The sequence below is a fragment of the Steroidobacter sp. genome, from assembly GCF_036402275.1.
Classification (GTDB): domain Bacteria; phylum Pseudomonadota; class Gammaproteobacteria; order Steroidobacterales; family Steroidobacteraceae; genus Steroidobacter.
In genome coordinates, this window is sequence record NZ_DASWTF010000036.1 from 746,587 (window position 1) to 766,712 (window position 20,126).

The 20,126-nt window shown below is 63.4% G+C and carries 16 protein-coding genes; 6 read left to right on the top strand and 10 right to left on the bottom strand.

Features of this window, described 5'->3' with window-relative positions; all coding sequences use genetic code 11:
* Positions 1-19: 19 nt before the first annotated feature.
* Entirely contained in the window at positions 20-1,237 is a 1,218-nt protein-coding gene (locus VGD45_RS22845) for a tryptophan--tRNA ligase (RefSeq protein ID WP_331157666.1), read from the bottom strand.
* 116 nt (positions 1,238-1,353) lie between these two features.
* Positions 1,354-1,977 (bottom strand): L-threonylcarbamoyladenylate synthase, encoded by a 624-nt coding sequence (locus VGD45_RS22850; protein WP_331157667.1) that lies wholly within the window; start codon positions 1,975-1,977, stop codon positions 1,354-1,356.
* 66 nt (positions 1,978-2,043) lie between these two features.
* Between VGD45_RS22850 and VGD45_RS22855 the strand changes: the two genes are divergently transcribed.
* From VGD45_RS22855 to VGD45_RS22865, 3 genes are read left to right on the top strand one after another with little or no spacing between them, the layout of a single operon-like run.
* Positions 2,044-2,607: a septation protein A gene (locus VGD45_RS22855; protein WP_331157668.1), complete on the top strand. Its 564-nt coding sequence runs from the start codon at positions 2,044-2,046 to the stop codon at positions 2,605-2,607.
* On the top strand, positions 2,604-2,885 hold the full coding sequence (locus tag VGD45_RS22860; protein WP_331157669.1) for a BolA family protein: 282 nt from the start codon (positions 2,604-2,606) through the stop codon (positions 2,883-2,885). Before VGD45_RS22855 ends, VGD45_RS22860 begins: the two co-directional genes overlap by 4 nt.
* Before the next feature lie 35 nt (positions 2,886-2,920).
* Entirely contained in the window at positions 2,921-3,742 is an 822-nt protein-coding gene (locus VGD45_RS22865; protein WP_331157670.1) for a peptidylprolyl isomerase, read from the top strand.
* A gap of 31 nt (positions 3,743-3,773) precedes the next feature.
* Here VGD45_RS22865 and ligA read toward each other — a convergent pair whose 3' ends face one another.
* From ligA to smc, 3 genes are read right to left on the bottom strand one after another with little or no spacing between them, the layout of a single operon-like run.
* On the bottom strand, positions 3,774-5,792 hold the full coding sequence (gene ligA, locus VGD45_RS22870; protein ID WP_331157671.1) for an NAD-dependent DNA ligase LigA: 2,019 nt from the start codon (positions 5,790-5,792) through the stop codon (positions 3,774-3,776).
* Between the two features lie 6 nt (positions 5,793-5,798).
* Positions 5,799-6,761 (bottom strand): cell division protein ZipA C-terminal FtsZ-binding domain-containing protein, encoded by a 963-nt coding sequence (locus VGD45_RS22875; RefSeq protein WP_331157672.1) that lies wholly within the window; start codon positions 6,759-6,761, stop codon positions 5,799-5,801.
* 6 nt (positions 6,762-6,767) lie between these two features.
* Positions 6,768-10,271 carry a chromosome segregation protein SMC gene (smc, locus tag VGD45_RS22880; protein WP_331157673.1) on the bottom strand — a complete coding sequence of 1,168 codons (3,504 nt, stop codon included), beginning with the start codon at positions 10,269-10,271 and terminating at the stop codon, positions 6,768-6,770.
* Between the two features lie 285 nt (positions 10,272-10,556).
* On the opposite strand from smc, the gene dksA reads away from it, so the two are divergent.
* Genes dksA through phaR form a run of 3 tightly spaced genes read left to right on the top strand, consistent with a single transcriptional unit; the run spans position 10,557 to position 13,103 of the window.
* Complete coding sequence (gene dksA, locus VGD45_RS22885; protein WP_331157674.1) at positions 10,557-11,516, top strand: RNA polymerase-binding protein DksA; 960 nt, start codon at positions 10,557-10,559, stop codon at positions 11,514-11,516.
* A 4-nt stretch (positions 11,517-11,520) separates the two neighbouring features.
* A complete protein-coding gene (gene gluQRS, locus VGD45_RS22890) occupies positions 11,521-12,483 on the top strand; it encodes a tRNA glutamyl-Q(34) synthetase GluQRS (protein WP_331157675.1) in 963 nt (320 codons plus the stop codon).
* Between the two features lie 53 nt (positions 12,484-12,536).
* The gene (gene phaR / locus VGD45_RS22895; protein ID WP_331157676.1) at positions 12,537-13,103 is read left to right on the top strand and encodes a polyhydroxyalkanoate synthesis repressor PhaR; all 567 of its coding nucleotides are present in this window, start codon (positions 12,537-12,539) and stop codon (positions 13,101-13,103) included.
* 85 nt (positions 13,104-13,188) lie between these two features.
* Here the strand turns inward: phaR and pnp are convergent, their stop codons facing one another.
* The 5 genes from pnp to infB all read right to left on the bottom strand — a co-directional run bounded on the left by pnp (position 13,189) and on the right by infB (position 20,116).
* A complete protein-coding gene (gene pnp / locus VGD45_RS22900) occupies positions 13,189-15,276 on the bottom strand; it encodes a polyribonucleotide nucleotidyltransferase (protein WP_349263318.1) in 2,088 nt (695 codons plus the stop codon).
* Positions 15,277-15,503: 227 nt separating this feature from the next.
* A complete protein-coding gene (rpsO, locus tag VGD45_RS22905) occupies positions 15,504-15,773 on the bottom strand; it encodes a 30S ribosomal protein S15 (protein ID WP_331157678.1) in 270 nt (89 codons plus the stop codon).
* A gap of 131 nt (positions 15,774-15,904) precedes the next feature.
* Positions 15,905-16,843, bottom strand: coding sequence for a tRNA pseudouridine(55) synthase TruB (gene truB, locus VGD45_RS22910; RefSeq protein ID WP_331157679.1), 939 nt, complete (start codon positions 16,841-16,843; stop codon positions 15,905-15,907).
* A gap of 24 nt (positions 16,844-16,867) precedes the next feature.
* A complete protein-coding gene (gene rbfA / locus VGD45_RS22915) occupies positions 16,868-17,347 on the bottom strand; it encodes a 30S ribosome-binding factor RbfA (protein ID WP_331157680.1) in 480 nt (159 codons plus the stop codon).
* Positions 17,348-17,377: 30 nt separating this feature from the next.
* Positions 17,378-20,116: a translation initiation factor IF-2 gene (gene infB, locus VGD45_RS22920; RefSeq protein WP_331157681.1), complete on the bottom strand. Its 2,739-nt coding sequence runs from the start codon at positions 20,114-20,116 to the stop codon at positions 17,378-17,380.
* Positions 20,117-20,126: the final 10 nt, after the last annotated feature.

Sequence of the window (20,126 nt, forward strand, 5' to 3'; positions counted from 1 at the left end):
AGTTCGGGCTTGGACTTGCTCACCGGTAATTCATCCCCATCGCCTGGTGCACCTCGTCGAGCGTCTGGCGCGCGACGTCGCGGGCCTTCTCGTTGCCCTCGGCGACGATGCCGCGGACGAGGTCGCGATTCTCTTCGAATTCCTTGGCGCGCGCCTGGATCCCGCGCAGCTCGGCCACGACCGCATCGATGACCGGCTTTTTGCAATCCAGACAGCCGATGCCAGCGGTGCGACAACCCTGCGCGGCCCAGGCCTGCGTCTCGCCGTTCGAATAAATCTTGTGCAGATCGAACACCGGACACTTGTCCGGATCGCCCGGATCGGTGCGCCGCTGCCGCGCCGGATCGGTCATCATGCCCTTCAGCTTCTTCGCGACCGCATCGGGATCCTCGCGCAAGCCGATGGTATTGCCGTAAGACTTGGACATCTTGCGACCGTCGAGGCCCGGCACTTTCGGGGTCGTCGTCAGCAACACGTCGGGCTCGACCAGATAACTGCGGCCCGTGCCTTCGAGATAACCGATCAAGCGCTCGCGATCGGCCAGCGTGAGGCGCGCCGTGCCTTCCAGCAGCGAGTGCGCTTTGGCAATGGCCTCGGCATCGCCCTTCTCTTGATAAAGACGCCGCAACTCGTTGTATCGAGTGCCGTTGCGAGTACCCAGCGCTTTGAGTGCTTTCTCAACTTTGGCTTCGAAGTCGGGTTCGCGGCCATAGATGTGATTGAAGCGACGCGCGACTTCGCGGGTGATCTCCACGTGCGCGACCTGGTCCTCGCCGACCGGCACGAACGCAGTCTTGTACAGCAGGATGTCCGCGGCCTGCAGCAGCGGATAACCCAGGAAGCCGTACATCGCCAGATCCTTGTCCTTCAACTGCTCCTGCTGATCCTTGTAGGTCGGCACGCGCTCCAGCCAGCTCAGCGGCGTCACCATCGACAGCAGCAGATGCAGCTCGGAATGCTCGGGCACACGTGACTGAATGAAGATGGTCGACGACGCGGGATTCAGGCCAGCCGCCAGCCAGTCGATCACGACGTTCCAGACATTGCTCTCGAGCTGCGAGGTGTCTTCGTAACCGGTCGTCAGCGCGTGAATGTCGGCGACGAAAAAGTAGCACTCGTACTGGTACTGCAGCTCCACCCAGTTCTTGAGCGCGCCGTGATAGTTGCCGAGATGCAGGGCGCCCGTCGGTCGCATGCCGGACAGGACGCGTCGGTTGGTAGCGGGAGTCGCGCTCAATGCTTGGCCTCAGGCCCGTTAAATCAAAGCGTTAGCGGGTGTTGTTAATACGAGAAATCAGCAGCTTGCAAAGCTGGGCGCATTATACGCAGCTTGACAGGCAAGCTTGATAGCCGTCATCCAAAGGCGCTGACGTCGCCCTTGCCCCGCCTCACCACCACCGGCGCCGGCCCGGCCAGATCGATCACGCTGCTGGGCTCGAGACCACAGTTGCCGCTGTCGATCACGGCGTCCACGAAGTGGTACAGCCGCTCCTGAATCTCGCGGCCGTCGGTCATTGGATGCTCGTCGCCGGGCAGGATCAGCGTCGAGCTCATGATGGGCTCGCCGAGCTCGTCGAGGATGGCCATGGGGACCGGATGGTCGGGCACCCGGATGCCGATGGTCTTGCGCTTTTCGTTCTGCAAGCGTCGCGGGGTTTCCTTGGTCGCCTGCAGAATGAAGGTGTACGGGCCGGGCGTGAACGCCTTGAGCGTGCGGTACTGCGCGTTGCTCACGCGGGCATAGTTGGCGATCTCGGACAGGTCGCTGCACACCAGCGTGAAGTGGTGATGCCTGTCAGTCTCGCGGATGCGCGAGATGCGCTCCATCGCGGCCTTGTCGCCGAGGTGGCAGCCCAGCGCATAACAGGAGTCGGTCGGGTAAACGACCACCCCGCCCTCACGAATGATCTCGACCGCCTGGCGAATCAGGCGGAGCTGAGGGTCCGTGGGGTGAATCTCCAGATAGCGGCTGGTCATCCCGGTATGATAGCGGCCCTGTCAAATTCGCCGGCGTGTCCGATCCGGCAAGGCCACTGTCCTCGCATGCAGTTGTTGTTCGATTTCTTTCCAGTCATCGCGTTTTTCGGCACATATCAGCTCACGGGCGACCTGTTCACGGCCACGGCGGTCATCATCGTCGCGGTGATAGCGCAGACCGCCTGGCAATGGTTCCGCCACCGCAAGGTCAGCCAGATGGCGCTGGTCTCGGGCGTGCTGGTGCTCATTTTTGGCGGCCTGACGTTGCTGATCCATGACAAGGCGTTCATTCAATGGAAGGTCACGGTGGTGAACTGGTTGTTCGCCGCGGCGTTCCTCGCCAGCCGGTTCTTCGGCGACAAGCTGATCATCGAGCGCATGATGGGCCAGAACCTGCAGCTGGAGCGTTCGCTGTGGCAGACGTTGAATTGGGCCTGGATCGTGTTTTTCATCGCGCTCGGCGCCCTCAATCTGTATGTCGCCTACAATTTTTCCGAGGCGTTCTGGGTCAAGTTCAAGTTGTTCGGCATGCTGGGCCTGACGGTGGCGTTCGCCATCGGCCAGACGCTGTGGCTGTCTTCTAAGATGCCGGCCGAAGACGCTTCCGCCGAGTCGGGGAAGTCACAATGAGCGCCGTTCCCACACGCGCCGAGCGCATCGTCAGCGAGTTGCGCCGGGCATTGCACACCGATCAGATCGAGTTGATCGACGACAGCCACCTGCACGCGGGCCATGCTGGCGCACGCGATGGCAGAGGTCATTTCCGCGTGCGCGTGGTGTCGGCGGATTTCGCCGGCCTGCGGACTCTGCAGCGCCATCAGCTCGTGTACCGCTCGTTGGGCGAGCTGATGCAGACCGACATCCACGCTTTGAGCATCACCGCGTTGACACCGGACGAAGCGCGCTGACGAATCGTCTTACTTTCACACCATCAAGGATTGCCATGAATCGCCATCTTCTTCTCGGCCTGCTGCTGCCTTTCACGCTGCTGGCCGGGTGCGGCAAAGCCGCCGATAACAGCGACTCCGCCGCCAAGGACGCCGGCCCCGCGGTCGCGGTCGTCAACGGCAAGAACGTCAGCAAGTCGGAGTTCGATCTCTACGTCGAGAACGTCGAACGCCAGTCCAAGCGCCAGGTCGCCGACGCAGAGAAGTCGACGCTGCTGGATCAGTTCATCAGCATGCGCCTCGCGGCCGAGGCGGCGCAGAAGGACGGCATCGACAAGGATCGGAAAGTGCAGGACCAGCTGGCGCTAGCGCGGCTCAACGTGCTGGTCGATTCGGGCCTGCAGAAGTGGCTGGAAAAGAATCCGGTCACGGACGCGGAGCTGCGCCCGGAGTACGACGAGCAGGTCGCTCAGATGCCGAAGGAATATCACGCCCGTCACATCCTGGTCGACGACCAGGCGAAGGCCGAAGCCCTCACCAAGCAGCTCAAAGGCGGCGCGGACTTCGCCAAGCTCGCGGAGAAGAACTCCAAAGATCCGTCCGGGAAGAACGGCGGCGACCTGGGCTGGTTTACGCTCGAGACCATGGTCAAGCCGTTCTCTGATGCAGTCGCCGCGCTGCAGCCGGGGCAGATGACAGACGCGCCCGTGCAGAGCCAGTTCGGCTGGCACATCATCAAGCTCGAAGAGTCCCGCGGGACTTCTGCGCCGCCGTTCGAAGAAGTGAAGGATCGCGTGAAGATGCTGGTTCAGCGCAAGAAGCTGCAGACCTACCTCGAGGATCTGCGGAAGAACGCGCAGATCGAGAAGAAGATCTAAGTGTCTCGGGAGGGCCGCAATCGCGGCCCTCTTATTCTCCGGCGAGCAGCTTCAAGAACGCGGCTTCGTCGAGAATCTCAACGCCGAGTTCCTGCGCCTTGGTCAACTTCGAACCGGCTTCCGAGCCCGCAACGACGTAGTGCGTTTTTTTTGAAACGCTGCCCGTCACCTTCCCTCCCAACGCAGTGATGCGATCGCCCGCCTGATCGCGGCTCATGCTTTCGAGCGTGCCGGTCAAAACAAACGTTTTGCCAGTCAGCGGCCCTTCGGCGGCAGCGGCGCGGCGAGTTTGCGCGGGCCAGTGAACGCCTTGGTCGCGTAGGGCTTGAACGACTTCCCGGTTGTGCGGCTGTTGGAAGAACGTGTGGACGTGCGCAGCCACCACGGGTCCGACATCCGGCACCTCCTGGATCGCAGCCTCATCGGCGTCCTGCAGCGCCTCGATCGACGCGAAATGATTAGCGAGCGCGGTAGCCGTCGACTCGCCCACATCCCGAATGCCGAGGGCGTAGAGGAAGCGAGATAGCGTGGTCTTCTTGCTCTTCTCCAGCGCGTCGACCAGATTCTTGGCCGACTTCTCCCCGAGTCGCTCCAAGCTGGAGAACTGCTGCACCGTGAGCTCATAGAGATCCGCCGGGCTGCGAACGAGTTTGCCGTCGATCAGCTGATCGACGATCTTCTCGCCCAACCCATCGATATCCATCGCGCGGCGGCCCGCGAAATGTAACAACGCGCCTTTGAGCTGCGCAGCGCACGACAGGCTGCCGCTGCAACGGGCGACGGCTTCGCCCTCTTCGCGCTCCACGGCGGAGCCGCAGATCGGGCATTGCTTGGGCAGCTCGACCAGCTTGGCATTCTTCGGTCGGCGCTCCAAAACAACTTTGACGACTTCGGGAATCACGTCGCCCGCGCGCCGGATGACGACGGTATCGCCGATGTGAACGTCCTTTCTCTTCACTTCATCCATGTTGTGAAGGGTGGCGTTACTCACGGTCACGCCGCCAACGAACACCGGCTCCAGGCGCGCCACCGGCGTCAGCGCGCCAGTACGCCCAACCTGAAACTCCACGTCGCGAACGATGGTGTTCTCTTCATGCGCCGGAAACTTATGCGCGATCGCCCAACGCGGCGCGCGGGAGACGAAGCCCAGATCGCGCTGCTGATTGAAGCGATTGACCTTGTAGACCACGCCGTCGATTTCATACTTGAGCGAGCTGCGCTTCTCGCCGATGTCGCGGTAATACGCGAGGCAGCCTTCGGCGCCCTGCACGACCTTGGTCAACGGCGACACTTTCAGGCCCCACTCGCGCAACTGCTCGAGCACCTCGCTGTGCTTGCCGGGAAGTTTCCAATTGCCGTGTTCGCCGACCGCATAAAAGAAAGCATCCAGCGGACGACTCGCAGCCAGGCGCGGATCGAGCTGACGCAGCGTGCCGGCCGCGGCATTGCGCGGATTCACGAACACCTTCTGGCCCTTCTCCAGCGCGCGCTGATTCATCGCTTTGAAACCGGCGAGCGTCATGAAAACTTCGCCGCGAACGTCGATCACGTCCGGCACCTTGCCGCGCAATTGCGTGGGCACGGCTTTGATCGTGCGAACGTTGTGAGTGACGTCCTCGCCCTTCATGCCGTCGCCGCGCGTCGCGGCGCGCACGAGACGACCGTTCTCATAACGGAAGCTCACGGCCAGGCCGTCGAGCTTGGGTTCGGCAACGTATTCGATCTGCTGTGAGGTCTCGAGGCGCTCGCGTACGCGGCGATCGAAGCCCACCAGATCGTCTTCAGTGAACGCGTTGTCGAGCGACAGCATGGGCGTGGTGTGCGCCACTTCCTGCAGCTCGCTGACTGGCGTCGCGCCGACGCGCTGGGTCGGCGAGTTCGGCGTGATGAGATCGGGATTGTCCGCCTCGATCTGCTTGAGCTCGTTCAGCAGGCGGTCGTACTCGGCGTCGGAGACTTCCGGATCGTCGAGCACGTAATAACGATAGTTGTGATGCTCCAACTGGCGGCGCAGATCCTCTGCGCGCGCCGCAGGCGAAGGCTGAGTCACTCCCGATTACTCCTGATGACCGCGGGCGCCCGGTGGCCGCTCGAAGTCGCGAACTTCCTGCCGCATGCGTTCGATACGATGCACCGTCAGCGGCACACCCCGATCGTCCTGAAGCACGCCGCCCAGCGACTGATGCAGGCGGCGCGCGCACGCCACCAGCTCGTTGAGCGCATGCATGCCGGGCACCGGCCCCGGCAACTGCGCGAACAAAGTCACGCCCGGATACAGCGTCTCGCCCATCTTCTCCAGATCGAAGCTGCCGGGCTCGACCATGCTGGCGACGCTGAACACGCTCTGGCCGTCGCTGTGCAGCCGATGGAAGATCTCGTACTTGCCGTGAGTGAGCAGCTCTTCCTGCAACACTTCCTGCAGCTTCGCGCCTTCGACCCGCTGCGGAGCCAGGCTCAAGCGCAGCGAAAGAATCTTGCGAGCGTTCGACCGACGCGGCGGCGGTGTCTCGCTGGACGAGAGCGTCGGCGCCGGCGTTATCACCGCCGTAGCCGTCTCTCCCGCGGCCGGTTGCACACGCAGCTCTTCAGTCACCACATCGGCGCCGATGGTGGGCTCGACGCGACCGCGCCGGAAATCAGGCAGAGGCCGCGCAGGTTCGCCGCTCGTGCTTGCTGCCGGCACAATCTCCTTGAAGGCGGGACGCGGCGCCTCGCCCCGTGCAAGACGAGCCTCGCTGCGCGGGCTCACCTGCCGCGCAGCTGTTACCTCATAGTCATCAGCTCGGTCCAGTTGGCGCGGAGCTACGGCAGCCGGCTGCTGATCTTCTTCATAGGGTTCGTCTTCATACGAAGGCGATGGCGCATCCGCGAAACCGTGGGGCTGCATCGCCGGCTCGGGCCTGCCACCTCGCAGCGCCACGTCCTCGGCGACGGCAGCACCGCCCCGTCGCCCCCACAGGTAAATGCCCGCGAGCAGGACGATGCCGAACCCGATCAGTATCCAACGCAACTCGCTCATGCAGGCTTACATCGCCGCCAGACGCACCGCTTCGTCGACATCCACCGCCACCAGGCGCGACACGCCCGGCTCGTTCATGGTCACGCCCACCAGCTGCGAGGCCAGCTCCATCGTGGTCTTGTTGTGGGTGATGAAAATGAACTGCACGCGTTCGGACATTTCCTTGACGGTGTTGCAGAAGCGGCCGACGTTGGCTTCGTCGAGCGGCGCGTCCACCTCGTCCAGCAGACAGAACGGTGCGGGATTCAGTTCGAAAATCGAGAACACCAGCGCCACCGCGGTCAGCGCCTTCTCGCCGCCCGACAGCTGATTGATGGTGCTGTTCCGCTTGCCCGGCGGGCGCGCCATGATGGACACGCCGGCGTTGAGAATGTCCTCGCCCGCGAGCTCCAGATACGCATGACCGCCGCCGAACAGGCGCGGGAAGCGCTCCTTCAGGCCGGCGTTGACGCGATCGAACGTATCCTGGAAGCGCTGACGCGTTTCCTTGTCGATCTTCTGGATGGCCGTTTCCAACGTCTCCAGCGCCTCGGTCAGGTCCTTGAACTGGCTGTCCAGATATTCCTTGCGCTGGGACTGTTCCTGATATTCCTCGATGGCCGCGAGGTTGACCGCGCCGAGCCGGCCGATCTTGTCGGAGAGATCGTTGAGGGTTTCCTCCCACGCGCCGATCTCGGCTTCCGGCGGCATCTCCTGATACACCGTCGCGAGATCGTACTGAGTCGCCGCGAACTGTTCCTGCAACGTCTCACGCCGAACTTTCAAACCTTCGGCAGCCATGCGCAGATCGTCGAGGCCGGCGCGCGCCTGTTCGATCGCGTGCTCGCGATCCATGCGCTGCTGATCCATCGTGCGCATGAGATGTTCGGCGCCTTCCAACGCCTGACGCGCGACTGACAATTCCTGCTCGACTTCGACGCGCTGTTCGAGCTTCGCTTCGAGCTGCTCTTCGAGCAGATTCAACGGCGCTTCGCCTTCGGCGAGCTGCTGGGTCAGATACTCACGGCGCTGTTCGTACTGCTGCAACTGGTTGCGCAGGCGATCGAGGCCCGCGGAGATGGAAGTCAGCGCGGAGCGCCGCGACTCCACTTTGATCGCCACTTCCTGCGCGCCATCGCGATCCTGCTGCGCTTGTGATCGACGCAAGGCCAAACCTTGGCGACGCTCTTCGCGCTCATTTTCGAGGCCGACACGCGCGTCCTCGAACTGGCCCATCGCTTCCACGCCTTCCTGCAAGCGAGCGCGAGCTTCGGCGATGGCTTCGGAGCGACCTTCGTAATCGCGATCGAGCTCTTCGATTTCGCTGGTGACACGACGCAGGCGCTCAGCGGTCTGCTCCGCCTTCGCGCGCAGCGCCGTCACTTGCGAGCTGAACTCGCTGTGCGAGCGATGCAGGCGATTGACGTCGGCCTGCAATTCATCGCGACGCTGCTCGAGTGCGTGGAAGCCGTCACGGCATTCCGCGAGCTGAGATTGAACGGTCTCACGCTGCTCTTCGGCCGCGCTGACGCGCTCGCGCAGCTCGGCCATTTCCTTCTCACGCTCGATGACGCCTGCGTGGACGTCTTTGTCACGGCTGACGCGCAGCCAGTCGCGACCGATCCACACGCCGTCGCGCGTGATGATCGACTGGCCGTCGGCCAGCGAGTGACGACGCTCCAGGGCTTCCGGCAACGAGTCGACGGCAACGATGCCAGTCAACAAAGCGGAGATCGCCGACGGCCCCCGCACGCGCGACAACAGACTGTTGCTGTCACTGCTCTGAGTGCTGCTGGCGCCGGCAGTGAAGAACGAAACCGTGCCGACCTGCAGCGAGTCGATGCGTTGTGCGATGTCGTCGAGCGCATCGACGGACACTGCTTCGAGATACGAGCCCAGCACCGTTTCGACGGCGCGCTCCCAACCCGGATCCACGACCAGTTGCTGACCGAGGCGCGGACGATCGCTGAGCGTGTTCGACGCCAGCCACTCGCCGACCTTGCCCTGAGCGAGACCCAGCGCGGCCTGCTGCAGGGCTTGCAGCGACATCAAACGTCCCTGCGCTTCCTGCAAATGCTTACGACTGCTGTCGTCGGCGCTCACGAGCTCGCGCTCGCGTTCACGCAAGCGCTGCAATTCTTCTGTCGCTTCACGCAACTGGGTCGCCGCGGCTTCGCCTTGAGCGGCCGCATCCTCGACTTGAGCTTCGAGCATGGCGATGCGTTCGGCGGAATCGCCCATGTCGAGCTGGCTCAGCTCGGTGCTCAGACGCTCACGCCGCGACTGCAAGCCCGTCAGCTGATGTTCCAGCTGCTCGATACGCGCACGCTCGACCTGCGTCTTTTCGCTGGCCGCGCGGGAGTCGCGGTTGAATTCTTCCCAGCGCTCCTGCCACTCCTGCATAGCCTCTTCGGCCTGCGACAGCGCCTCGGCGGACGCACGCTCACGCTCACGGGCCGCTTCGAGGCCAGGCTCCAACTGCTCCAGCTCGCTGCGCAGCTGATCGACCTGCGACTCGTCGCGGGTCAAGTGCATCTGGGCTTCGGCCGCGCCCTCCTCGGCCTGCTCCAGATCCTGGCGCTGACGTTGGCGCAGCTCGCGGGTGTGCTGAATGGACTGTTCGTTGCGGGAGATCTCGGAGCCGATCTGGTAGTAGCGTCCCTGCACGGCATTCAGCGCTTCGGACTTTTCGGTGAAATCTTCGCGCGAGGTTTCGATCGACGACTCGATGGCGCGCAACTCGGCGATCAACGCCTGCATGGCCGTATCGCGCTCGCTCAGCACGCTTTCCTTGGACTGGGCGTCGTGCTCGATGGCCTTCAGGCGCAGGGCGATCAACTCGGCGTTGACCTTGCGCTCGTCCTGTTTCAGGGCCTGATAGCGACGGGCGGTCGCCGCCTGGCGCTGCAAGTGGCGCAACTGCTTGTCGACTTCCTCGCGGACGTCGCTCAGGCGCTCCAGGTTCTCCTTGGTGGCGGCGATGCGATTGGCGGTCTCGCGACGGCGCTCCTTGTACTTGGAGATGCCGGCGGCCTCTTCGATGAACCCGCGCAACTCCTCGGGGCGCGCCTCGATGACGCGGCCGATCATGCCTTGCTCGATGATGGCGTAGCTGCGCGAGCCCAGGCCGGTGCCCAGGAACAGCTGGGTGATGTCCTTGCGGCGGCAGCGCGCGCCGTTCAGGAAGTAGGCCGAAGTGCCGTCGCGCGACACCACGCGCTTCAGCGACACCTCGTTGAAGGCGGCATATTGGCCACCGAGCTTGCCGTCGGAATTGTCGAACACCAGCTCCACGGAGGCCGTGCCCACGGGCTTGCGCGAACTGGAGCCGTTGAACACCACGTCCGCCATGGAGTCGCCGCGCAGGTGCTTGGCGGAAATCTCACCCATCACCCAACGGACCGCGTCGATGATGTTGGACTTGCCGCAACCGTTCGGACCCACGACGCCGATCAGGTTGCTCGGGAAATTCACTGCGGTCGGGTCCACGAAGGACTTGAACCCGGCCAGCTTGATCTTATTGAGTCGCATCGCGCCTCGAATGCAAAGGGGGGTATGAAAACGGGCGGTAGTGTATGTGAAACATTCTCGCCTGTGGACGCGTTGACGCAGGCTGAGCGGGTCACTGATTCGACTATTCGGGGGCGATCGACGGGACTCTGTACGCTTCAGGCGCGGTCTGTATAATCGCGCCCCTCTTTGGCGAACGATTGTCGGGAATTTGTTCAAGGGTTTGGTCCAAGCTGTTGTTTAGGCTTGACGCCTCGCTCCGGCGGGGGTGAGCTCCAGCGCGAGGTAATCGCGGAGGCATAGTAGATGGCCGCAAAAAAACCGTCGGCGAAAGCGACGAAGGCCAAGCAACCGGTGGTGAAGAAGACCCAGGCAGCTAAAGAGTCGGCTAAAGACACTGCCAGGAAGGCTGCGCCGGCCAAAAAACTGCCTGCCGCCGCCGCGCCCCGTCCCAAGCCAGCGGCTGTCGCTCCGGCGCCCCGCCCGACACCCGCCACCGCCAAAGCCGACAAGTCCGAGAAAACCCTGGAGTCTCACAAACCCCAGCCACCGTCCACCGTAGAGAAGCCAGCCGAACGACCTGCCGCCAAACCGGCAGCCGTCGCTGCGGCGGCCAAACCGGCCCACAAGCCGGCTCCGAAACCGGAGCCCACAGCCGCACCGGCGCACCCGGCCGACGAAACGTCGGACACCGCGCCGGCCCTAGCAACCTCCGCGAAGCCAACGAATTCCAGACCCGTGACTTCTCATCCATTGACCCAATCCCAGGACATTGACGCCACCGGCGACAATGAGGACAGCGAAGGCCAGGACCTTTCCAGCGTCAATCTGCTGGCCGGTCCGCGGAATGTAAAACCCTACATTCCGCGGCGTGGCGAGCAGTACATGAACAAGGAGCAGCTCGAACACTTCCGCCAGATCCTGAACACGTGGAAACGGGATCTGATGCAGGAAGTGGATCGCACCGTGCTCCACATGAAGGACGAGGCCGCCAACTTCCCCGATCCCAACGACCGCGCCACCCAGGAATCCGAGTTCAGCCTCGAGCTGCGCACGCGCGACCGCGAGCGCAAGCTGATCCGCAAGATCGAGGAAGCGATCAAGCGCATCGAGGACGGCAGCTACGGCTACTGCGTCGAGACCGGCGAGGAGATCGGCATCAAGCGGCTCGAAGCCCGCCCGGTCGCCACGCTGTGCGTGGAAGCGCAGGAGCGTCGCGAGCGTCGCGAGAAACAATACGGCGATCGCGACGACCGCTACCGCTGATCTCGTGACGGACGCGCCCGTGCTCGACGGGCCACGCAAAACCTATCGGGGCCGGTTCGCACCCTCGCCGACCGGCCCCTTGCATTTCGGCTCCCTGGTCGCCGCCGTCGGCAGTTATCTGTCGGCCCGGCAGGCAGGCGGCGAATGGCTGCTGCGAATCGAAGACCTGGACACGCCCCGCGAAGTGCCCGGCAGCGCCGATCTGATCATCCGCACCCTCGATGCGCTCGGCTTCGAGTGGACTGGTTCTATCTTGCGCCAGAGTTCACGTCGTGAAGCTTATGAGGCGGCGACACAACAGCTGTTAAATAACGGTCAAGCATTCCTATGCTCGTGTACGCGCAGTGAACTGCAAGCCGCGCAATCTTCCGAACCGCGTTTATTTGATACCGACGAGTTGCGTTATCCAGGATGGTGTAGGGAGGGTCCGCGCGTACCGGGACGAAAGACCGCTGTCCGTTTGTTTGTGCCCCTGGGGGAAACCGCAGTTACAGATTTGCTGCAAGGACGCTTCACTGTTGACGTGTCAGCAGAGGTTGGGGACTTCGTCATTCGTCGCAGAGACGGGCTGCATGCATATCAGCTCGCCGTTGTGATAGACGATGCTTTTCAAGGGATTTCCGCGGTCGTGCGCGGCGCCGATCTGCTACACAGCACGCCTCGACAGGTGATATTGCAACGCATGTTAAGTCTGTCGTCACCGGTGTACGCACATTTGCCGGTAGCAACAGATGTTAATGGGATCAAACTGTCGAAGTCGGCAGGCGCTGCAGCAATCGACATTGCCCGCCCCACGTACGAGTTGTGGCGGGCGCTGGAGTTTCTGCAGCAAGCGCCGTCTCCCGAACTGCGTCGCGCCGGATTGGCGACGTTGTGGGAGTGGGCAATAAAACACTGGCAACCGCAACGTTTGAACGGACTGCGTCAGGCAGCGATCCGGGCCGGGCGCGAGGATGGACTAACATGAATGCGCTAGAAACAAGATTGGCTTCTAGCTCGGAACTGCATCGGGGAGCAGTGATGGGCGAGCCCAAGATCGACAGCAAACAGGAGAACATATCAAGAGACAACGGACCGCGAGAGAATCAACCCAGGGTAGTAAAGAAATATCCCAACCGCCGCCTCTATGACACGGTCGAAAGCCGTTACATCACCCTCGCCGACATCCGTCGACTGGTGATGGAGAAAATCGACTTCGTCGTGATCGACAAGAAATCTCAGGAAGACATCACCCGCTCGATCCTGCTGCAGGTGATCGCCGAACAGGAGCATGCCGGCGAACCGCTGATGAGCCAGGATTTCCTATCGCAGGTCATCCGCTCTTACGGTGGCGCCATGCAATGCCTGGTGGGCAGCTACCTGGAGCAGAGCCTGAAGTTGCTGTCGAGCCAACAGCAGCAGATGCGGGACCAGATGCGAGGCGTATTCGGCAACGATGCCTACGACAGCATTGCTACGCTGACGCAGCAGAATCTCGAGCGGTGGCGCTCGGTGCAGGACGATATTTTCAGAGTGATGAGCGGAGCCGCCTCGGCGTCCCGCAAGGACCAGCGCGCAGAGCACACGGAAACGGAGTCGCGCGGCTAAACGGCAAAGTAGCCAGTATTTCGACCGGAGGCAGTGGCCACTGCCCCCGGTCCGATCCGGCTTGATCTGAGAGAACTAACTTAGGTTAGGCAGCGTCGACATTGCGCATGCTCAAACGCACGCGGCCCTGACGATCGACTTCCAGCACCTTCACGCGCACCACGTCGCCTTCCTTCAGCTTGTCGCTGACGCGCTCGACGCGCTCGTCGGAAATCTGCGAGATGTGCACCAGGCCGTCCTTGCCCGGCAGGATGGTGACGAACGCGCCGAAGTCCATCAGACGCGCCACGCGGCCTTCGTAGACGCGACCCACTTCGACTTCCGCCGTGATCAGCTCGATACGACGCTGCGCCTCGCGGCCCGACACGCCGTCCACGGAGGCGATCTTGACCGTGCCGTCGTTCTCGATGTCGATCGTGGTGCCGGTCTCCTCGGTGATGGCGCGAATGACCGCACCGCCCTTGCCGATGACTTCGCGGATCTTCTCCGGATCGATCTTGATGGTGATGATCGAAGGCGCCCACTCCGACATCTGCGGACGGGCTGAGGGGAGGATCTTGTCCATCTGCTCGAGGATGTGCAGACGGCCGGCCTTCGCCTGTTCCAGGGCGACCTGCATGATCTCCTTGGTGATGCCGTTGATCTTGATGTCCATCTGCAGGGCGGTCACGCCGTCGCGCGTACCGGCCACCTTGAAGTCCATGTCGCCGAGGTGATCTTCGTCACCGAGGATGTCGGTGAGCACCTGGAACTTGTCGCCCTCCTTCACCAGGCCCATCGCGACGCCCGCGACCGAAGCCTTGATCGGCACGCCCGCGTCCATCAGCGCGAGGCTGGAGCCGCACACGCTGGCCATGGAGCTCGAGCCGTTCGACTCGAGAATTTCCGAGACCACGCGAATGACGTACGGGAACGTGGTCATGTCCGGCATCACGGCGTTGATGCCGCGACGGGCCAGGTTGCCGTGGCCGATTTCGCGGCGCTTCGGCGAGCCCATCATGCCGGTCTCGCCGACGCTGAACGGAGGGAAGTTGTAATGGAACATGAACGGCTCTTTGCGCTCGCCGGTGAGCGCATCGATGATCTGCGCGTCGCGGCCGGTGCCGAGAGTCGTGGTGACGAGCGCCTGCGTCTCGCCGCGAGTAAACAAAGCGGAGCCGTGAGTACGCGGCAGCACGCCCGTCTTGATCGTGATCGGACGCACCGTCTTCATGTCGCGGCCGTCGATACGCGGCTGACCGGTGATCACGCGATCGCGCACGATGCGGTATTCGAGGTTGGCGAATTCTTTGGAAACATCGGCGGCGAGGAACTGCGGAGCCTCGCCCGTCGCCAGCGCCGTGAGCGCGGCGGCCTTGATCTCCTGGACGCGGTTACGACGCTGCAGCTTGTCGATGATCTGATAAGCCTCGGTCAGGCCGCTCTTCGCATTGGCGGCCACAGCGGCTTCCAGCGCGGTGTTGGCCACCGGCGGCGCCCACTCCCAAGCGGGCTTGCCGGCTTCGGCCTTGAGCTCGTTGATCGCCTTGATCGCGACCTGCATCTGCTCGTGGCCGAACACCACGGCGCCCAGCATCACGTCTTCCGGCAGACGATCGGCTTCGGACTCGACCATCAGCACGGCTTCGGCGGTGCCGGCGACCACGAGGTCGAGCTTGGAAGTCTTGAGCTGCTTGGCGGTCGGGTTGAGCACGTACTGGCCGTCGATGTAACCGACCTTGGCGGCGCCGATCGGGCCCATGAACGGCACGCCGGACAGCGCCAGCGCCGCGGAGGCGCCGAGCATGGCCGGGATATCGGCGTCGATTTCGGGGTTCAGCGAGACGACGGTCGCGACCACCTGGATCTCGTTGAAGAAGTGCTCGGGGAACAGCGGACGGATGGGACGATCGATCAGGCGCGAGGTCAATGTTTCTTTTTCGGACGGCCGGCCTTCACGTTTGAAGAAGCCACCGGGGATGCGGCCCGCGGCGTAGGTCTTCTCGACGTAGTTGACGGTCAGCGGGAAGAAATCCTTGTTCGGATCGGCCTGCTTGCGACCCACCGCGGTGACCAGCACCACCGTGTCGCCCATCGTGACCACGACCGCGCCGTCGGCCTGGCGGGCCATCTCTCCAGTTTCCAACGTGACTTGATGCTGACCGAAGGCGAAGGATTTTTTAATAGCGCTCACGATGGTTCCCACGTACTGAATGGATGGCTCAGCAGCTCATCGCGCAACACGAGGGCGCAAATTGGCCGAGACACGAAGTTGTATCGAAGACTAGAGGCGGCGAACGGAACGGCATGACGACGAGTCTGAGGACTTGAGCCACGGTTCGTGTACGTTCGGGTGGCGAGCCGGCGGGAGATGACGACCGGCTCGACACCATGATCATCTCCCGGCTGCGCCGAGGCGGCTTAGCGCCGCAGACCGAGGCTGCTGACGACGGCGGTGTAACGCTCGGGGGCAGTCTCTTTGAGGTAGTCCAGCAGCTTGCGGCGCTGATTCACCATCTTCAGCAGGCCGCGGCGGGACGCGTGATCGCGCTTGTGAGCGCTGAAGTGCTCGCCCAATCCGTTGATGCGCGCGGACAAGAGCGCGATCTGAACTTCCGGCGAACCGGTGTCTTTGGAATTGCGGCGGTATTGGGCGACGATTCCGCCCTTCTGGTCGGTCGACAATGACATCTGCTTTACCTCAGGTGCGGCGTACGAATCGCCGCGTGAAGAATCGGGGGCTGTTGCTGGCAGCCCTTTCGAGAGGCGCGCATTGTACCCGCGCGGCCCGGAATCTCAAGTAAAACCAAGAATTACACCCATCAGCGGCGGCTACGGCCGGTTCCGTCCGGGACCGAGACGAACAGCCGGGAGGGTTTCACCCGGCCGCCGGGCTGACCTTCGCCCAGGCCCAGGAAACGCCCGGCGAGGCCATAAAGTCTCACTTCGCCGATCGGCGCCGGCGTTTCCCCGGTGACAGTCCGGCCCAGCAGGAGACTGTGCACGGCGGAGTTGTCCAGATCCACGCGTGGGAGGTCGGCAAACGCCGTATCCACGGACAGCAGCCGTCCCGTCAGTTGCTCCTGCGTCTCGCCCGAGAGGGTCTCCAGCGTGACCATGGGCAGGTCGCCGAAAGGATCCACTGACAGCCGTCTCAGCCCTTTGACATAGCCCAGCGTGCCGAGCTTCACGGCCACGTCCGCGGCCAGGGTGCGGATGTAAGTGCCCTTGGAGCAGTACACGTCGAACTCCAGCTGGTTGGCTGCGAGCCCCTCTTCCGTGCTCACCCGCGCGATCTTGTGGATCACGATGTCCCGAGGCGGCCGCTCCACAGACTCGCCCTTGCGCGCCAGTTCGTACAGCCGCTTGCCTTCGAACTTCAGCGCGGAGTGCATCGGCGGGATCTGCTGCTGATTGCCCAGGAACTGGGCGAGCACGGCGTCCACGCCTGCCGCCGTCAGCGGCGGCACGGGCGCGCGTTCGATCACTTCGGTTTCAGCATCGCCCGAGGGCGTCAGCTCGCCGAGCTGAACCAGGACCCGATAGGTCTTCCCAGAGTTCAGCAGACGGCCGCAGACCTTCGTGGCCTGCCCGAAGCACACCGGCAACAGGCCCGAGGCGAGCGGATCCAGGCTGCCCGCATGGCCAGCCTTTAGCGCGCCATAGACCACGCGCACCTGTTGGAGAGCGGCGTTCGAAGACACGCCGAGAGCCTTGTCGAGCAGCAGGATGCCGTCGACTTCACGATGGAAGCGCTTCACGAGAGTCCTTGGGTTAGCGCCCCGTCAGCGCCTGGGTGAGGACGGCTCGTCGTCCTCGTCCGAGTCGTAGTGAGCGTCGTCGTCCGCGTCGTCCGACTCATCGTTGTCCGCCTGGTCGGCGTCCTCGGACGGCTCTTCGTCAACGTGACGGGCTTCGTCGTCCTTCACGGCCTGATTGATCAGCGCCGACAACCGCGCCCCGCTCTCGATCAGCTCGTCGGGAACGAACCGCAGCTCCGGGCTGTGCCGGATGCCGAGCGCGCGACCCAGCGGGCCGCGGAGAATGTCCGCGGCCTGCGTGAGGATCTGCTGGGCGAGATTCGGATCGGCGCCCAGCACCGAGTAGTAGACCTTCGCGTAGCTCAAGTCGGGCGACATGCGCACGTCGGTCAACGTGATCATGCCGAGCCGCGGGTCGCGCAGCTCCCGTCGGATCAACTCGCTCAAGGCGCGTTGAATCTGCTGGCCGACCCGCTTGGCGCGGGGAAAGGACTTCGCCGCCATCAATCCTCAATTATCCATTTCAAGTGGTCATCAAGCTTCGAGCGTACGGGCCACTTCGACGCGCGAGAAGCACTCGATCTGGTCGCCCACCTGCACGTCGTTGTAGTTCTTCACGCCGATACCGCACTCGGTGCCGGCGCGAACTTCATTGACGTCGTCCTTGAACCGACGCAGCGATTCGAGGCCGCCCTCGAAGATCACCACGTTATTACGCAGCACGCGGATGGGATTGTTCCGACGGACGTAACCGTCCGCCACGATACAACCGGCCACCGTGCCGAACTTGCTGGAGCGGAACACTTCGCGCACCTCGGCGAGGCCCACGATCTGCTCCTTCACTTCCGGCGCCAGCATGCCCGTCAACAGCGCGCGCATCTCGTCGATGGCTTCGTAAATGATGCTGTAGTAACGAACGTCGATACCCGCTTCCTTGATCATCGCGCGAGCCGAGCTGTCGGCGCGCACGTTGAAGCCGATGACGCGGGCGTTGGACGCCTGAGCCATCGTGATGTCGGATTCGGTGATGCCGCCGACGCCGCTGCCGATGACCTTGACCGCCACCTCGTCGGTGGACAGCTTGGTGAGCGAGTCGCGCAATGCTTCGGCCGAACCCTGCACGTCCGCCTTGATGACGACGTGCACGGTCGCGACCTTGCCATCGCCCATCTGCGACAACATGTCCTCGAGCTTCGCCGGGCCCTGCTTCGCGAGCTTGGTGTCGCGGAACTTGCCCTGACGATACAACGCGACTTCGCGAGCCTTGCGTTCGCTCTCGACCACGAGCAGCTCGTCGCCTGCATTCGGAGCGCCCGACAGACCGAGCACCACGACCGGCAACGACGGACCTGCTTCGGTCACAGCTGCACCAGTCTCATCGAACATCGCGCGAACGCGACCGAACTCGGTGCCGGCGATGATCGGATCGCCCGGCTTCAGCACGCCGCGCTTCACCAGCACGGTGGCGACAGCGCCGCGGCCCTTCTCCATGCTGGACTCGACCACGACACCGGCCGCGAGGCCCGATTTCGTCGCCTTCAACTCCAGCACGTCCGCCTGCAACAGAATGGTGTCGAGCAGCTCGTCGACGCCCTGGCCAGTGTGCGCCGACACGTTTACAAACATCGTGTCGCCGCCCCACGCTTCGGGCAGCACGTCGTGCCGGGAGAGATCGTTCTTCACCTTCTCCGGATCGGCCTCGTGCTTATCGACCTTGGTGATCGCGACCACGATGGGCACTTCAGCCGCCTTGGCATGCTGAATCGCTTCGATCGTCTGCGGCATGACGCTGTCATCCGCGGCCACGACCAGCACCACGATGTCCGTCACCTGCGCGCCACGAGCACGCATCGCGGTGAACGCCGCGTGACCGGGCGTATCCAGGAACGTGATGATGCCCTTCGGCGTCTCGACGTGATACGCACCGATGTGCTGCGTGATGCCGCCCGCTTCGCCCGCCGCCACCTTGGTGCGACGGATGTAGTCGAGCAGCGAGGTCTTACCATGGTCGACGTGACCCATGATGGTGACGACCGGCGGACGCGCTTCGAGCTCGTGCGAGGCGTCGGTGGCCTGCAACTCGTCCTCGATGGCGCTCTCTTTGTGAATGATGGCCGTGTGACCCAGCTCTTCCACCACCAGCACCGCGGTGTCCTGATCGATGGGCTGGTTGATGGTGGCCATCACGCCCATGTTCATCATCACCTTGATGACTTCGTTGGCCTTCACGGCCATGCGCTGCGCCAGCTCGCCGACGGTGATCGTCTCGCCGATCTGCACGTCGCGCTTGACCGGAGCGGCCGGGCGTTCGAAGCCATGCTGAGTGCCGACGTTGATCTGCGCCGAACGCCCGCGCGTCCTGGCAGTGGTCGCCGCCTGCTGTTTCTTTTTCTTGAAACGCGCACTGGCGTCGCTCGACATGTGCAGCTCGGTGCGTTGCGGACGACCATCGCCGCCGCCGGCGGGGCCGCGCTTGCCGCCGCGCTCCTGTGTGCGAGCTGGCGCAGCCGCAGCCGCTTCCTGCTGTTTGCGCTCAGCTTCGGCGCGCGCAGCGGCTTCGGCCATGCGGCGAGTCTCGTCTTCGGCCGATTGACGCGTTTCCGCGTCGGCCATGCGACGAATTTCGTCCTCGAGCCTCTTCTGCTCGCGAGCAGCGAACTCACGCGCTTCCGCTTCAGCCTGCTCTTTCTGCAGACGAGCGGCTTCCTGGCGTGCCGCTTCGGCCGCAGCTTCAGCAGCAGCTTGAGCGGCGCGCTGAGCTTCGGTCTGCGCTTCATTCTGAGCCGCGGCCTGAGCCGCAGCGGCCGCTGCTTGAGCGGCCTGTTCCGCGTCGGCTGCTGCCTTCTGAGCAGCGGCGGCAGCGTTTTGAGCCGCGAGACGTGCGGCTGCTTCCTCGGCCGCCGCACGATCGGCCGCGTCGTCATGAGGCGTCGCCGGACCGCGCGCCTGAGCCTGCTCTTCGAGCACGCTGCGATTCAGATACGTTTTCTTGCTGCGAACTTCGACGTTGACCATGCGCGCACGGCCCTGCGCCGAGGCGACTTTGATTTCGCCCTGGGATTTGCGCTTCAGCGTGATTTTGCTGGGCGCAGTCGTGCTCTGCTTGCTGCCGTGCGCACGGCGCAAGAACGTCAAGAGCTCCATCTTGGCGTCGTCGCTGATCGTGTCATTCGCGCCGGAGACTTGAATCCCGGCTTCATCGAGCTGCGTCAGCAGCCGCTCGACGGGTACTTTCAGTACCTCGGCAAATTGGCTAACCGTCACATCCGCCATATACGCCCTC

Coding starts and splice junctions, on each gene's coding strand:
- VGD45_RS22850 (WP_331157667.1), bottom strand. CDS start 1,977: ATGACCAGCCGCTATCTGGAGATTCACCCCACGGACCCTCAGCTCCGC.
- VGD45_RS22855 (WP_331157668.1), top strand. CDS start 2,044: ATGCAGTTGTTGTTCGATTTCTTTCCAGTCATCGCGTTTTTCGGCACA.
- VGD45_RS22860 (WP_331157669.1), top strand. CDS start 2,604: ATGAGCGCCGTTCCCACACGCGCCGAGCGCATCGTCAGCGAGTTGCGC.
- VGD45_RS22865 (WP_331157670.1), top strand. CDS start 2,921: ATGAATCGCCATCTTCTTCTCGGCCTGCTGCTGCCTTTCACGCTGCTG.
- VGD45_RS22875 (WP_331157672.1), bottom strand. CDS start 6,761: ATGAGCGAGTTGCGTTGGATACTGATCGGGTTCGGCATCGTCCTGCTC.
- smc (WP_331157673.1), bottom strand. CDS start 10,271: ATGCGACTCAATAAGATCAAGCTGGCCGGGTTCAAGTCCTTCGTGGAC.
- dksA (WP_331157674.1), top strand. CDS start 10,557: ATGGCCGCAAAAAAACCGTCGGCGAAAGCGACGAAGGCCAAGCAACCG.
- phaR (WP_331157676.1), top strand. CDS start 12,537: ATGGGCGAGCCCAAGATCGACAGCAAACAGGAGAACATATCAAGAGAC.
- rpsO (WP_331157678.1), bottom strand. CDS start 15,773: ATGTCATTGTCGACCGACCAGAAGGGCGGAATCGTCGCCCAATACCGC.
- rbfA (WP_331157680.1), bottom strand. CDS start 17,347: ATGGCGGCGAAGTCCTTTCCCCGCGCCAAGCGGGTCGGCCAGCAGATT.
- infB (WP_331157681.1), bottom strand. CDS start 20,116: ATGGCGGATGTGACGGTTAGCCAATTTGCCGAGGTACTGAAAGTACCC.